The following is a 13,612-nucleotide window of genomic DNA, read 5'->3' as shown; positions in this document are numbered from 1 at the left end:
TAGACTGTATAAACAGTGATGGCTGAATTGTTTGTCGGCGCCGGAGCGTGACCTCCGGCACGGCCGTCCACGGAGGAGGTCCTCGATGGGTGCCGGACACGGGCACGGGCACGGCGCGATGACCGCCGGGGCCGCCAACAAGGGGCGGTTGACGCTCGCCCTGGGACTCATGCTCACCGTCGCCGTCGTCCAGGTGAGCGGCGCCCTGCTCAGCGGCAGCCTCGCCCTGCTCGCCGACGCCGGCCACACCGCCACCGACTCCTTCGGGGTGGGCCTGGCGCTGGCCGCCGTGTGGATCGCCGCCCGACCCGCCACCAGCAGGCGGACCTTCGGCTTCCAGCGCGCCGAGATCCTCGCCGCGGCCGTCAACGCGCTCGCGCTGTTCGGCCTGTGCGGATTCATCGTCATCGAGGCGGTCGACCGACTGCGCTCACCGGCCGAGGTGTCCGGCCCCGGCGTCGTGCTCGTGGCCGGCGTCGGCCTGGTCGCCAACGTCGTGGCGCTGTTCGTCCTGCGGTCGGGGGCCAGGGAGAGCCTCAACGTCCGCGGCGCCTACGTGGAGGTGTTGAGCGACGCCCTCGCCTCAGTCGGCGTCATCGTCGGGGGTGTCGTGCTGTGGCTGACCGGGTGGAACCGGGTCGACACGCTCATCTCCCTCGCCATCGCCGCCATCATCGTCCCCCGCGCGTGGGCGCTGCTCAAGGAGGCCGTGCACATCCTGCTGGAGGCCACCCCCAAGGACATGGACCTCGGCGAGGTCCGCGACCACCTCCTCGGCCACCCCGCCGTCGTCGACGTGCACGACCTCCACGCGTGGACCATCACCTCCGGCGTGCCCGTGATGTCGGCCCACGTGGTCGTGGGCGAGGAGCACCTCCGGGACAGCGGGCGGATGCTGGACGAGCTCCACACCTGCCTGGCCGGACACTTCGACGTCGAACACTCGACCCTGCAACTGGAGCCGCCGGGCCACGCCGCCCACGAGGGCGCGCGACACGCCTGACCACCACGGACGAGTCGGGTTCGGTGGCCCGTTCGGTCCCGCCCTGATGGCAGAATCGTTCGGGTCCGGACAAGACGCACGTGGAAACTCGGGTGGAAACGGGATCATGGGGTGGGTTCCCGACGCGGCGCGCGCTCGCGCCGCTCAGACGGCCAGTGCCACGCGGCGGCACGTCGCCCGCCTCTTGAACCGAATTCCCCCGATCGCCCGGCGCTGGTCCGCCGAACGGCCGACGTACCGGCCGCGCAGCGCGTGGGGCAAGCCCGCCCGCGCCTTCCTCCTGATGTTCCTCGCGGCCGACCTCCTGGGCGCCGGGCTGCTGATGACACCCGCGGCCTCGACCGACGGTGAGGGGCTGGACTTCGTCGAGGCGGTGTTCACCTCGACCACGTCCCTGGCCGTGTGCGGACTCTCGGTCATCTCCATCGGGCACGACCTGTCGGTCTTCGGCCAACTGGTGGTCACCGCGCTGATCCAGGTCGGCGGGATCGGCATCATGACGCTGGCCTCCCTGCTCGGCTCGGCGCTCGTGCAGCGTTTCAGCCTGCGCATGCAGCTCAACGTGCAGGCGGAGAACCGGGCGCTGGCGGTCGGGGACGTCCGGGGGATCGTCAGCCGGGTGGCCCTGGTCTGCCTGGTGGTCGAGGCCGCGACGTTCGTGGTCATCATGCCGCGGATGTGGCTGGGCCACGGGATGGGTTTCGGGGAGGCGGCGTACTCGGCCTTCTTCCACTCGGTGTCGGCGTTCAACAACGCGGGACTGTCGCTGTACGACGACAGCCTCACCCGGTTCTCCGGGGACCTCGTCATCCTCGGGACGGTGGCCGTGGCCGTCATCCTCGGCGGCATCGGCTTCCCCGTCCTGCTCGAACTGCGCCGCCACTGGCGCGTGCCGAAGCACTGGAGCCTGCACACGCGGCTGACCGTCGTCACGAGCTCCGTGCTGTTCGTGGTCACCGGTCTCCTCGTGATCGCGATGGAGTGGGGCAACCCGGACACGTTGGGCGGTCTGCACTGGTGGGCGCGGATCACCGACGGGTTCTTCCACGGGGTCATGCCGCGCAGCGGCGGCTTCAACGTCACCGACACCGGGCGGATGCACGACTCCACGCTGTTGCTCACCATCATGATGATGTTCGTGGGCAACGGCAGCGCCGGAACGGCGGGCGGCATCAAGGTCGCCACGCTCGCGGTGCTCTTCCTCGTCCTGTGGTCGGAGGTGCGCGCCCACGACCACGTGCACGTCTTCGGCCGCCGCCTTCCTCCCGACATCATCCGCCAGGCCCTCAGCCTGACCTTCCTGTCCATGACGACGGTGGCGGGAACGACCGTGTTCTTCCTGCACACGACCCAGTTCTCGTTCATGGAGACCCTCTTCGAGGTGGTCTCCGCGGTGGGCGTGGTGGGTCTGTCCACGGGCATCACCCCGGACCTTCCGCCGTGGGCGCAACTGCTGCTCGCGGTGCTGATGATCGCGGGCCGCATCGGTCCGGTCACGTTCGTCACCGCCATCGCCTTCCGTGAGCGCAAGCGCCGGTACGACCTGGCCGAGGGCAGGACGATGATCGGTTGAACACCACCCACCCGCAGTCACCGAAGGAAGACCCCGTGCCATACGCCAAGAAGGAATCCGACAAACGCATCCTGATCATCGGGCTGGGCCGGTTCGGCAGCTCCATGGCGCTGGAGCTGATCAACCACGGCTGGGAGGTGCTGGGCATGGACTCCAGCCCGCGCCTGGTCCAGATGTTCGCCGACGCCCTCACCCACACGGTGATCGCGGACGCCACGGACGACGAGGCGCTCCGGCAGATCGGCGCGGCGCAGTTCACCCACGCCGTCGTCGCGATCGGGTCGCACCTGGAGGAGAGCATCCTCGCCACGTCGCAGCTGGTCGACCTGGGCGTCCCCGACATCTGGGCCAAGGCGGTCAGCCGACGTCACGGCCGCATCCTCGAACAGGTGGGCGCCCACCACGTGGTCCTGCCCGAGCACGACATGGGTGAGCGGGTCGCGCACCTGGTGTCGGGGCGGATGCTGGACTATGTCGAGATGGAGGAGGGGTTCTCGCTCGGCAAGACCAAGGCTCCCAAGGAGCTGATCGGCCTCCCCCTGGCCGAGACCAGGGTCCGGCAGAAGTACGGGATCACGGTGGTGTCGGTCAAGCACCGCGGCGCGGCGTTCACGTACGCGAGCCGGGAGACCGTGCTGAGCAAGGGGGACGTGATCGTGGTCGCCGGTCGCACCGAGGACGTGGAGCGGTTCGCCGAGGCGGACTGAGTCCGGGCGGTCCGGCCGCCCCGCGGCCGTCGGCCTGGGATCTTCACCACCATCCGGGCAAATTGACAACCGTTTTCATTTTCCCTCATGATGGATCCCATGCGAACTGGGACCACCGTGCGGGCCGCCGCCCTCGGCGCCGCGACACTCATGATGATCACCGCGTGCGGCGGCGAGGGCGGGGCCGACGGCACGGAGGACGCCGCGCTGACCCTCGTCACCGGCGTCTACCCCCTGGAGTGGCTGGCCGGACAGGTCGGCGGCGACCGTGTGGCCGTCACACAGCTCACCGAGCCGGGCGCCGAACCCCACGACCTCGAACTGACCGGCCGCCAGATCGGCGAGGTCAGCGAGGCGGACATCGCCTTCTACGTCTCGGGCCTCCAGCCCGCCGTGGACGAGGCGGTCGAGCAGGAGGCGTCGGACGCGGCGCTCGACGTCGCCGACGTGGTCGAACTCCACCCCATCGGCGACGACGGCGGGCACGACCACGAGGGCGAGGACGACCACGCCCACGAGGACGGCCACTCCGAGGAGGAGCACGGGCACGAGGAGCACGCCGAGGAGGAGGGCCACGAGGAGGGCGACGGACACGACCACGGTGACCTCGACCCCCACTTCTGGCTCGACCTCGATCTGATGGCGGAGACCGCGCACGCCCTCGCGGACCGGATGGCCGAGCTGGACCCGGACGGCGCCCAGACCTACGAGGACAACGCCGAGGCCGTCACCGCCGAACTGGAGGCGATCGGCCAGGAGTACGACGAGGGCCTGGCAGACTGCGCGCACCGCGAGGTGGTCGTCGGGCACACGGCCTTCGCCTACCTCACCGAGGAGTACGGCCTGGAGCAGATCGGCGTCAGCGGGGTCGACCCCGACACCGAGCCCTCCCCCTCCCAGATCGCGGCGATCGCGGACATCGTGGAGGAGCGGGGCATCACCACGGTCTTCACCGAACCGCTGATGCCCGCCGCGACCGCCGACACCATCGCCGCCGAGTCCGGGGCCGAGGTCGCCGTACTCGACCCCCTGGAGGGGGTGACCGACCAGTCCCCCGGCGACGACTACCCCTCGATCATGCGCGGGAACCTGGCAGCCCTGACGACGGCCCTGGAGTGCTCCTGACCGCCGCCCCCGACCCACCTGGGGGCGCTGAGCCATCCTCCCCCTCCCCGAGCCCCGCCGGTCACCCGACCGGCGGGGCTCTCCCATGCTCCCGACACCTTTCCTCTGAGTGTTTCATCCGTCTTTTTGATCCTTTGTCGGGTGCATTCGCGCCCGTACACGCCCCTTCGATTACATGGCGCTTACATCATGCGAAAGCCGGGGACAAGTGGCCGCCGTCACGCTAGTCTTGTGAACGTGACAGTGCTGATGCACGTGCATATGTCAGTGCATCAGCACAGCACTTCCCCTCAAGCGACGAAGGAGCACAGCATGACCGCACACAATGGCATCTCCGCGACCGAGCTCACCGGTGTGGCGTGGCAGAAGGCGAAGCGCAGCAATTCCCAGGGCGCCTGCGTGGAGATGGCACGACTGGGCGACGGGTCGATCGCCGTGCGCAACTCCCGTTTCCCCGCGGGTCCCGCACTGGTCTACACCCAGGAGGAGATCGACTGCATGATCCTGGGCGCCAAGGACGGTGACTTCGACAACCTGCTGAGCTGACCCCGAGGACGAAGCGATCCGACGGCGCGCCTCGCAAGGCTCCGACTCCGGACGCCCGTCCCTCCCGAGCGGCGGCACCGGGGCTCTCTCACCCCGGTCGGGCGGCCGCGACACCCGGGGGCTCCACCGCGGCGGTGGAGCCCCCGGGATCCGGTGGGGCCACACGGTCTCGCGGCGGTCCCGGGGTGCGGGCACCGCCCCCGTCGACACACGGCTGGCGATCAGTCCCTCTCCAGGTCGGCCAGCATCTCCTCAAGCATCTCCAGCGTCTCGTCCGGGGTGGCCGCCGCGACACTCAGCCTGGTCATCGCCTTGGTGTAGGCCTCCACCACGTTCCGACGGTCGACGATCTCCCCGTCGGTCAGCTGCTCCAGGTAGAGCAGGTCCGCGAGTTCGAAGTCGGAGTAGCGGAGCAGGGTGAACGATCCCGCCTCGGCGGCGTGCGCGCCGACCTCGAAGGGGACGATCTGGAGGGTGATGTTGTCGTAGTCCTTGCAGAACTCGATCAGCCGGCGGAGCTGGCCGCGCATGATCTCCCGTCCGCGCGGCTTGCCCCCGATCGGCCGACGGACCGCGGCCTCGTCGAGGATGACCCACATGCGCATGTCCTTGTCGCGGTCGAGCCGCTGCTGTCTGCGCAGCCTGGCCTCGATCCGCTGCTCGGTGACCATGTCGGTCTCCACGCCACCGGAGATGATCTCGCGCGCGTACTCCTCTGTCTGGAGCAGACCCGGCACGAACTGGGACTCGTAGATCCGGATGTGGTCGGCGGCCTCCTCGAAACCCACGTAGCGGACGAACCACTTGTGCAGGGAGTCGCCGTACTCCTTCCACCAGCCCGGCTTGTTGGATTCGCGGGCCACTTCGAGGAATTGCTTGATGACCTTACGGTCGGTGACCCCGTACATCTTGAGGAGGTCCTCGATATCACGGAGCTTGAAACCGACCCGGCCGAGTTCCATCCGACTGATCTTGGACGCGGAGGCGCGAATCCGGTTCCCCGCGTCCTCACGGCTGATACCGCGCTGTTCGCGGTACTGCCGTAGCTCGTGCCCGAGGAGCATGCGACGCACGGTGGGGCCACTCCCCTTGCGCAATCGAGCGATATCCACGTTCGCCGCCTCTCTGTCATTCCCCGAACAAGGGTATCCCGACCGGTGGTGGTCCTTTGCCGTGCGGGCAGGACACTACAGGTACACGATATAGCCACAGTGTCCGTACGCACGGAGCCACATCCGGTCGGGGCCCGTGTCCGACCGCCCCTCGACCGGTCGCGGCCACGGACGGCGGCGGGGTGGCCGCCCACCGGCACCGGTCGGCGCGTCAGACGAATTGCGCCCAAACGAACTTTCCGCTGGGGGGTGTCGGAATCACTCCCCACTCTCGCGCGAAAGCACTGACGAGTGCAAGCCCCCGCCCTCCTTCGAGGGTCAGGTCCGGATGCCTTCTCCTCGGCCACCGTTCCCCGCCGTCGCGGACCGCGCAGATGAATTCGCGTCCGCTGCGCATGAGAGAGAGCTGAATACCGCCCTCGCCCGGCCGCGACACCGGCAGAGGACCGCCGTGCCGGACCGCATTGGTCACCAATTCGGAAACAACGACCGAGACATCGTCGGACAAGTACCCCATCTCCCATTCACGGAGAAGGGCCTCGGATATCTCGCGCGCGGCGCCCACGGCGTACGGCCGGGGCTCGAAGCCCCACGTGACGGCGTCGTGCCGGTCACCGCACACCGGCGTGTTCCACCGGCTGGAACCGTGCTTCAGGACCCTGAACCACCAGCCGCCGGCCGGTTCCGCCACCGCCTCCGCGCATTCCATGCCTTCCACTCCTCCCCGGTGCGTGTGCCCCGAACCCGTTCACCCGGCGCTTACGGATATCGTCGTGAAACCCTCTCCCCGCGCTCGGGGAACGGCACCCACTCCGTTCGGCGCGTGCCGCTGCACGGTTCGAATGCACGTGCACCCTGGCCTTGGAGGCAATCGTAGGCCAAGCCCTGACAATGTGCAGGGAAACGGGGACACCAATCCCCGGTGAGGATTCCGGCGCATGTCAGGGGCTTCCGCGCAACCCCGTTCACGTACCCCGGCCACCTACCGACCGGTAGGGATGGAGATAGGATTCCCTCGCGCCCACCTCGTGAACCTTGGAGGTAACACATGTCCCCAACATCCCGTGTGGCCATCGTGACCGGCGCCGCCCGAGGCATCGGCGCGGCCACCGCCGAGCGGCTGGCGCGTGAGGGCCGGTCCGTGGCCGTGCTGGACCTGAAGGAGTCCGACGCCCAGCAGGTCGTGGACCGCATCGCCGCCGAGGGCGGCCGGGCGCTCGCGGTGGGCTGCGACGTGTCCGACGCCGACCAGGTGGCCGCCGCGGTCGACACCGTCGCCGAGCGGCTGGGACCGCCGCAGATCCTGGTGAACAACGCCGGTGTCCTGCGTGACAACCTGCTGTTCAAGATGTCGGTGGAGGACTGGGACACCGTGATGAACGTGCACCTGCGGGGCGCGTTCCTCATGAGCCGGGCCGCCCAGGCGCACATGACCGAGCACAAGTGGGGCCGGATCGTCAACCTGTCCAGCTCCTCCGCGCAGGGCAACCGCGGCCAGGCCAACTACTCCGCGGCCAAGGCCGGTCTCCAGGGTTTCACCAAGACCCTCGCGATCGAACTGGGCAAGTTCGGCGTCACCTGCAACGCGGTGGCGCCCGGGTTCGTCGAGACCGACATGACCCGGGCCACGGCCGAACGCGTCGGCGTCGACTACGACGCGATGAAGGAGTTCAAGGCCGCCGAGATCCCGGTGCGCCGGGTGGGCGAGCCGGACGACATCGCCAACACGATCGCCTTCCTCACCGGTGAGGCGGCCGGTTTCGTGTCCGGCCAGGTCATCTATGTCGCGGGCGGCCCTCTAGGATGACCTAACCAGGGAGCCGCCAGGTTAGTACATAGTGCACAACCGGCGGGCCGCTCTCATGAGGAGAGTACAGCCGTTCGGTTAGCACATAGTGCGTCAGCGGCGGGCCGTGCGGCTTGAAAGCCGAGTGGGAGGGGTTCAGTATCCCTCCCACTTCCCTGGCTTGTCCCGAATGTGTCAGGCCGCGTGCGGCTCGAACCAGACCGAGTCGATGTCGTGTCCGGCCCTCAGCCTGACATCCGCGTTGAGCGCTGCCGCGAGTCGGCGCAGCAGGGCAACGGTCGGAGCGGTACCGCCCTCCTCGATGCACTCGACTTCGTCGACGGTCATGGCCGCCCTGTCAGCCAGTTCCTCGACGGAGAGTCCCAGAGTCGTCCGCCGGTCATACAGTGCCTTGCCGAAGGCAAGGGCCTCCCGGATCGCGATCCGCTCCGGGTCTTCGGGCCAAGGATCCGGACGCACCCAACGCGTGTGGTAACCAGTCATCACACCCGCCTCTCGTAGCTCTCAACGACCGGCCCGTCATGCTCGTCAGCGCAGGTCTTCTGCGCCCGGACAGCTCTGTCGATCTGCCGTTGATCATGCTGTTTCGTTTTGCGAAAGACTGTGAGCAGCACGATCCTGCCGTCCGGCCTGCACCAGTACGTTACACGGGCGGCCACTCCTCGCAATCGAAGGCGCAGCTCCCATACCGGTCCCTCCAGATGGTCTGACCAGGGACCACCCAGTCCGGGCCCCCGCTCGGCCAGCATTCCGGCCACCTCGTCCACGCGCTTGAAGTCACTGTCGCTCAGACTGTCAAGCCAGTCACGTACCTCTGGCTCTATCTCGAAGTCGTGCAGTTCACGCACCCTGGGCTCCCGCCGTGTCAGAACTGCGCCAACACTAGCGTCCGATCACCCGCGGTCACACTCTCCTCGCAGAATCCCTGGATCCGTCGGGGGCAGGTCAGCGGTACCCGAGGGCGGCGGTAAGCCCCCGCAGTTCCGTCGAGGGCTGAAGCATAGGCGCTGTAACCGTGTTCGGCCGCGACACATCCAGGTCAGCGAACAGTGCACCAGCGGCGGGCCGCTCGACTGACGTCGGCCCGCAGGCGCCTCACCTGAGGGTCGCCCCCACCCCCCCGGGTGCCGTCCGGCCCCCGGGGGACTCGATCTCCCCGATCACCACGGACACCAGCTCCTCGACCAGGTCGACCCCGCCGACGTAGCCGGGATGATCATCGGAGAGCACCGCGATGAGGTACTCGCGGTCGGGTCCCGCCACGTAGCCGACGCTGTTGATGTTCCACAGCCCGCCGTTGCTCTGACGCGGGACCCAGCCGTTCTTGAGCCCCACCGTGTCGCCTGGTCCGGCCGCGGCGCTGATCCCCCACGCCTGTTCGGGGGCGACGGACTCCATGAGACCGCGCACGTACGCGCGGTCCTCCTCGGCGAGCGGGCTCGTGTCCGTGTACAGGGCGCGCAGCAGGCGGATCTGGTCGGAGGCGGTGGTGCGGGTGGCTCCCCACACGCCGCGCGGGTGCGGTTCGGTCTCCGTGAAGCCGAGCGTTCGGGCCCCTTCCTCGAAGCCCTCGGTGAAGCCGAGGCGCGCGTAGAGGCCGTCGGTGACCCCGTTGTCGCTGTAGCGGATCATCCGCTCCGCCCGGGCGTACTCGGAGGCGGTCAACCCGGTCCCCCGCTCGTCGGCGCGGAGGAGCAGCATGGTGAGGATGGTCAGCTTGACGGTGCTGGCCGTGGGGAACCGTTCGTGCGCGGCGTGGCTGAAGGTGGTTCCCGTACGCAGGTCCTGCACGGCGATGGCGCACCGCACACCGTGTTCCTCGATGATCGCCGCGACCCGTTCGGAGAGCTCCTCGCGTCGTTCGGGGGTGAGCACGGCGCTCCCCGCCACGGGTTGCGGGGCGTCCCGCGGTGCCGGCGCCGAGAGGGGCCCGATGTCCTCGGTGACCACGGCGCCGAGGTGGGCCGGAGCGGGGTCCCCACGCGCGGCGGAACCCGAACCCGACAGGGCGAGGGCCACGGCCACCGTGACCGCGGCGAGCGCGTACGGCCAGGTGCGCGAGTCGGCTGGAGGGCACCGGGGCACGCTATCACCGGTCCATTGACTGGGAGGAATAGGCTGTTTTGCCCATTATCTACCCACAGGTGGACACCGGACTTAGCCGATATTGAATCGGTATGACCGGACACGGCCACGTTTCGGAACGTGCGGCTCCCGGTCACCCCTGGCGGCGCGTCTCCTCGTCGATGCCGCGTGCCACGAGCGCCTCGCCGGTCGCGTCGGCCATCCTGAGCAGCTGGACGATCATCGGCACCACGAGCAGGTGGGGACGGCCGGACAGGTTCCGGGCCCGGTAGCTCTCCTGGGCGGACCGCCACGCCGCCTGGACCATCGGCACGGAGCGGATGGTCAGCGCCAGGACCAGGGCGACGCGGTCGGGGTTGACGCCCACCCGGGCCAGTGGACGCGCCAGGCGCGTGAAGAGATCGAGCATCTCGCGGACCCGCGTGGTGAGGGTGACGGCGTTGGCGAGCAGGACGAGGGCGGCCAGCTGGGCGCAGAGCCGCAGAGCCGTCTGCCAGTCCCCGAACAGCGTCTGGGACACCCCGATCGCCAGCAGGAACGGCCACAGCACGCGCAGCGCCGCCAGGGCGTGGCGCGGGGACAGGCCGACCACCGGGTAGAGCACCAGTGCGCCGACCAGCACACCGACCGCCAGCCAGTGGTGGGCCGCCACGATCAGGGCGGCGCCGACGACCAGCAGGGCCAGCAGCTTGGGCCCGGCCGGAACCCGGTGCAGCGGCCCCGACCCCGGCACGTACAGGCCGATCACCGGTCGGTCCCCTCCCGTTCCGTCCGCTCCATCAGGTCGGTGTAGAAGGGCACCGCCTCTCCCGGCACGCCGTCGAAGACCACGCGGCCCTCGTCGATGACGAGCACGCGCTCGTAGTCGGCGATCAGGTCCAGGTCGTGGGTGAACAGGATGACCTGCTGGACGACGGAGTCCAGGACGCGGCGCACCATCCGGGTGTTGCGCAGGTCGAGCAGGGTGGTGGGCTCGTCGCAGACCAGCACGGCGGGTTCGGTGACCAGGACCGAGGCCAGGGCCAGGAGCTGCTTCTGGCCGCCCGAGAGCAGGTGCCCGGGATGGTCGCGGTGCCCGTCCAGGCCGAACCGCTCCAGGATCGCGTCGACCCGGCGCGCGATCTCCTCGGCCTTCATCCATCCGAAGCTCAGCCCGATCGCCACGTCCTCGGCGACCGTCGGCATGATGATCTGGTTGGCCGCGTCCGAGAAGACGAACCCCACCTGGCGGCGGATCTGCTGGGCGTGCCGGCGGGTGTTCCACTCCCCCAGGGACACCGTGCCCGTGTCCGGGACGACGAGGCCGTTGAGGGTGCGGGCGAGCGTGGACTTGCCGGACCCGTTGGCCCCGATCACGCCGATGCGGTACTCGGCGAGATCGAGGGTGACGTCGCGCAGCACCGCGCGGCCGGCGTAGGAGTGGGACACCCCCTCCAGTCGGAGCATCAGGCGACCTCTTCGAGCACCGGGCGCCCGGCGGGCGGGATCGGGTAGGCGCGGTAGACCGCGGTGGCGATGAGCGCGGTGACCACCGCCTTGACCGCGTCGCCGGGCAGGTAGGCGAGCATCGAGTACCCGGCGGCCAGGACGCCGTCGCCGAGGGCGAGGGCCATCCACGGCACGCCGATCGCGTAGATGACCAGGATGCCGCCGACCAGGTTGATCCCCAGGCCCTTCCAGAAGGAGTACTTCCCTCCGCGGATCATGAGGTCGGTGAGGACGCCGATGACGAGGGCGGCGAGGGTCCAGCTGACGATGAACCCGGCGGAGGGGCCGGCCAGGACGGCCAGACCGCCGCGACCGCCCGCGAAGAGCGGGAGCCCGGCCAGACCGAGGGCGAGGAAGGCGGCGACGGCGAGGGTGCCGCGCTTCCAGCCCAGGAGGGTGGGGGTGAGCATGATGCCGAGGGTCTGGAGGGTGATCGGCACGGGGGAGAAGGGGATGGGGATGGCCACGGAGACGCTCAGGGCCGCGATGAGGGCGGCGAAGACGGCGATGAGCGACAGGTCGCGGGCGGTCAGACCCTTGTAGCGGACGTGTGTGGTCGTGGGGGTGGACATGCGGGGTTCCCCTCGGGGAGGTCGTCGGTCATGGATCACCACCATTGTCCGATATGCCCAGTTCGCTGGTGTAGGCCGGGGCGCACAGAAGCGTGTGCCCCGGCCTTGTGGGGGTCCGACTGAGACGCGCGTCACTCTTGGTGAGAGGCTGAGCGGACGGCGACACCCCCGGCTTCGGCGGAACCCGCCGGAGCGACCGGCGCCCGTCCTGTGCCGCCCGGTCGGGGGCACAGGAGGGCGATCGTCACCGACGGTAGTAGGGATACGTCGGCGAGGGCGTCGGTGACGGTTCCGGACTCGGCGACGGGGTGGGACTCGGCTCCGGGCTCGGCGACTCCGTCGGGGACGGCGTCGGCGTGGGTCCACCGACCGCGTCGCAGGTGGTCACCTCGGTGTCGAACGGGTGGTAGTGCAGTTCCAGCAGACGCATGGCCGCAGGGGAGCCCCCCAGGTCCTGGGTGAAGGTCGCGGCGACCACGGTGCCCTCGATGTTGGCGGCCGAGTAGTGTGCGACGTCGGCGTCCGGGGCGTAGACGGTGCCCTCGACGGTGTCGACGCCCTGGGGGATCGTGACCGCCGTGGCCCCGCTGAAGTTCCACAGCGTGTAGGGAGCGGTCGCCCCGCTCGCTCCGGCCGGGGTCGGCCCCTCCCAGGTGAAGACGCCACCCGTACCCGAGGTGTCGACGTTGATGATCAGCGGTGTGTCCGCGGTCGGCGGGTCGTCGAAGGTGAGCTGGGCCAGGGAGTTGAAGGTCTCCCCGGTGATGTTGAGGACGTTCTGCTCTCCCGGCGTGAGGTGGACGTGCACGTCGGCGCCGGACGGGATGTCGTTCGGGGCGTACTCGACGTCACCGTTGGCGTCGGTCAGGCGGACCGTGGTGACGCACGCGGAGAGTCCCGAGGAATAGGAACGGAAATCGGCGAAGGCCTGGTCGAAGTCGATGAGGCCGGTGTCGGCGCCGACCGAGGCCGCAGGCTGCTGGGTGCTCAGCTGGACCCGCGGCGTGCCGTCGTAACCGGTCCCCTCCGGGGTGATCCGGGTGTTGACCTGGGCTCCGTTGGGGTCGGTGGTGTGCACCTCGGCGTTGTCCAGCGAGCCGATCTTGACGTAGCCGCTCGTGGGGACGCTGAGTTCGGCGGTGGGCCCGCTGGCGGCGAAGTCCAGTCCGCCGCGCACCAGCAGCGCCACCGGGTTCGTCTCCCCCGCGCCCTGGACGGTCCCCTCCTCGTGGATGCGCACCCTGTACTGCGATCCGAACGACAGGTCGCCGCCGACCGCGATCGGCCCCTCGGACTCGGTGCCGGACAGGTAGGTGTCGCCCTCGGATATGGCGTTGAAGCCGCGTGCGGGCGCGACGGGGTTGACCGTGACGGCGCCGACGGCGTGGGACGCGGGCCACCAGCCCTGGAAGCCCGGCGCCGCCGAGATGGCGCCCGCAGCCAGCACCAGCGACGCGGCGGTGACCAGGGAACGGCGGGTGGACAACCGCCTTGATCGCTTTTCGTGTTTAAGCATGTACACATAGTAGCGAAAAAGCCGCATACCCCACGGAACGCCACGGAGGCCGAGCCACGGAACCGCCCCAGAGGCGGC

The 13,612-nt window shown here is 69.4% G+C and carries 15 protein-coding genes; 6 read left to right on the top strand and 9 right to left on the bottom strand.

The window, feature by feature from the left end; translation table 11 throughout:
* Positions 1-85: 85 nt before the first annotated feature.
* The 5 genes from DVR05_RS03055 (at position 86) to DVR05_RS03035 (ending at position 4,954) form a co-directional block, all read left to right on the top strand.
* Positions 86-1,003 carry a cation diffusion facilitator family transporter gene (locus DVR05_RS03055; RefSeq protein WP_116244264.1) on the top strand — a complete coding sequence of 306 codons (918 nt, stop codon included), beginning with the start codon at positions 86-88 and terminating at the stop codon, positions 1,001-1,003.
* A gap of 283 nt (positions 1,004-1,286) precedes the next feature.
* A complete protein-coding gene (locus DVR05_RS03050; RefSeq protein ID WP_232831960.1) occupies positions 1,287-2,576 on the top strand; it encodes a TrkH family potassium uptake protein in 1,290 nt (429 codons plus the stop codon).
* A gap of 35 nt (positions 2,577-2,611) precedes the next feature.
* Positions 2,612-3,283, top strand: a complete 672-nt coding sequence (locus DVR05_RS03045; RefSeq protein ID WP_116244262.1) for a TrkA family potassium uptake protein — start codon at positions 2,612-2,614, stop codon at positions 3,281-3,283.
* 99 nt (positions 3,284-3,382) lie between these two features.
* Positions 3,383-4,408 (top strand): metal ABC transporter substrate-binding protein, encoded by a 1,026-nt coding sequence (locus DVR05_RS03040; RefSeq protein WP_116244261.1) that lies wholly within the window; start codon positions 3,383-3,385, stop codon positions 4,406-4,408.
* 312 nt (positions 4,409-4,720) lie between these two features.
* On the top strand, positions 4,721-4,954 hold the full coding sequence (locus tag DVR05_RS03035) for a DUF397 domain-containing protein (RefSeq protein WP_116244260.1): 234 nt from the start codon (positions 4,721-4,723) through the stop codon (positions 4,952-4,954).
* Positions 4,955-5,175: 221 nt separating this feature from the next.
* On the opposite strand, the gene DVR05_RS03030 is transcribed toward DVR05_RS03035, so the two are convergent.
* Positions 5,176-6,018: a helix-turn-helix transcriptional regulator gene (locus tag DVR05_RS03030; protein ID WP_116244259.1), complete on the bottom strand. Its 843-nt coding sequence runs from the start codon at positions 6,016-6,018 to the stop codon at positions 5,176-5,178.
* 259 nt (positions 6,019-6,277) lie between these two features.
* Positions 6,278-6,775, bottom strand: coding sequence for an ATP-binding protein (locus DVR05_RS03025; protein WP_116244258.1), 498 nt, complete (start codon positions 6,773-6,775; stop codon positions 6,278-6,280).
* Positions 6,776-7,114: 339 nt separating this feature from the next.
* Here DVR05_RS03025 and DVR05_RS03020 point away from each other — a divergent pair, with 339 nt between their 5' ends.
* Positions 7,115-7,873: an SDR family NAD(P)-dependent oxidoreductase gene (locus DVR05_RS03020; protein ID WP_116244257.1), complete on the top strand. Its 759-nt coding sequence runs from the start codon at positions 7,115-7,117 to the stop codon at positions 7,871-7,873.
* 174 nt (positions 7,874-8,047) lie between these two features.
* On the opposite strand, the gene DVR05_RS03015 is transcribed toward DVR05_RS03020, so the two are convergent.
* From DVR05_RS03015 to DVR05_RS02985, 7 genes are all read right to left on the bottom strand, one after another.
* Entirely contained in the window at positions 8,048-8,356 is a 309-nt protein-coding gene (locus DVR05_RS03015) for a helix-turn-helix domain-containing protein (RefSeq protein ID WP_116244319.1), read from the bottom strand.
* A complete protein-coding gene (locus DVR05_RS03010; RefSeq protein WP_116244256.1) occupies positions 8,356-8,721 on the bottom strand; it encodes a type II toxin-antitoxin system RelE/ParE family toxin in 366 nt (121 codons plus the stop codon). The genes DVR05_RS03015 and DVR05_RS03010 overlap by 1 nt, the downstream gene beginning before the upstream one ends.
* A 247-nt stretch (positions 8,722-8,968) precedes the next feature.
* Complete coding sequence (locus DVR05_RS03005) at positions 8,969-9,958, bottom strand: serine hydrolase (RefSeq protein ID WP_116244255.1); 990 nt, start codon at positions 9,956-9,958, stop codon at positions 8,969-8,971.
* A 133-nt stretch (positions 9,959-10,091) separates the two neighbouring features.
* Entirely contained in the window at positions 10,092-10,706 is a 615-nt protein-coding gene (locus DVR05_RS03000; RefSeq protein ID WP_116244254.1) for an energy-coupling factor transporter transmembrane protein EcfT, read from the bottom strand.
* Positions 10,703-11,404, bottom strand: a complete 702-nt coding sequence (locus tag DVR05_RS02995) for an energy-coupling factor ABC transporter ATP-binding protein (protein WP_116244253.1) — start codon at positions 11,402-11,404, stop codon at positions 10,703-10,705. Before DVR05_RS02995 ends, DVR05_RS03000 begins: the two co-directional genes overlap by 4 nt.
* The gene (locus DVR05_RS02990) at positions 11,404-12,018 is read right to left on the bottom strand and encodes a biotin transporter BioY (protein ID WP_116244252.1); all 615 of its coding nucleotides are present in this window, start codon (positions 12,016-12,018) and stop codon (positions 11,404-11,406) included. The genes DVR05_RS02995 and DVR05_RS02990 overlap by 1 nt, the downstream gene beginning before the upstream one ends.
* Positions 12,019-12,262: 244 nt before the next feature.
* Positions 12,263-13,534 carry a choice-of-anchor A family protein gene (locus DVR05_RS02985; protein WP_198659017.1) on the bottom strand — a complete coding sequence of 424 codons (1,272 nt, stop codon included), beginning with the start codon at positions 13,532-13,534 and terminating at the stop codon, positions 12,263-12,265.
* Positions 13,535-13,612: the final 78 nt, after the last annotated feature.

Origin of the sequence: Nocardiopsis sp. FIRDI 009, assembly GCF_003386285.1 — a bacterium.
Classification (GTDB): domain Bacteria; phylum Actinomycetota; class Actinomycetes; order Streptosporangiales; family Streptosporangiaceae; genus Nocardiopsis.
Note: the sequence above shows the minus strand (reverse complement) of the source record. Positions and strands in the feature narration are given on the sequence as shown.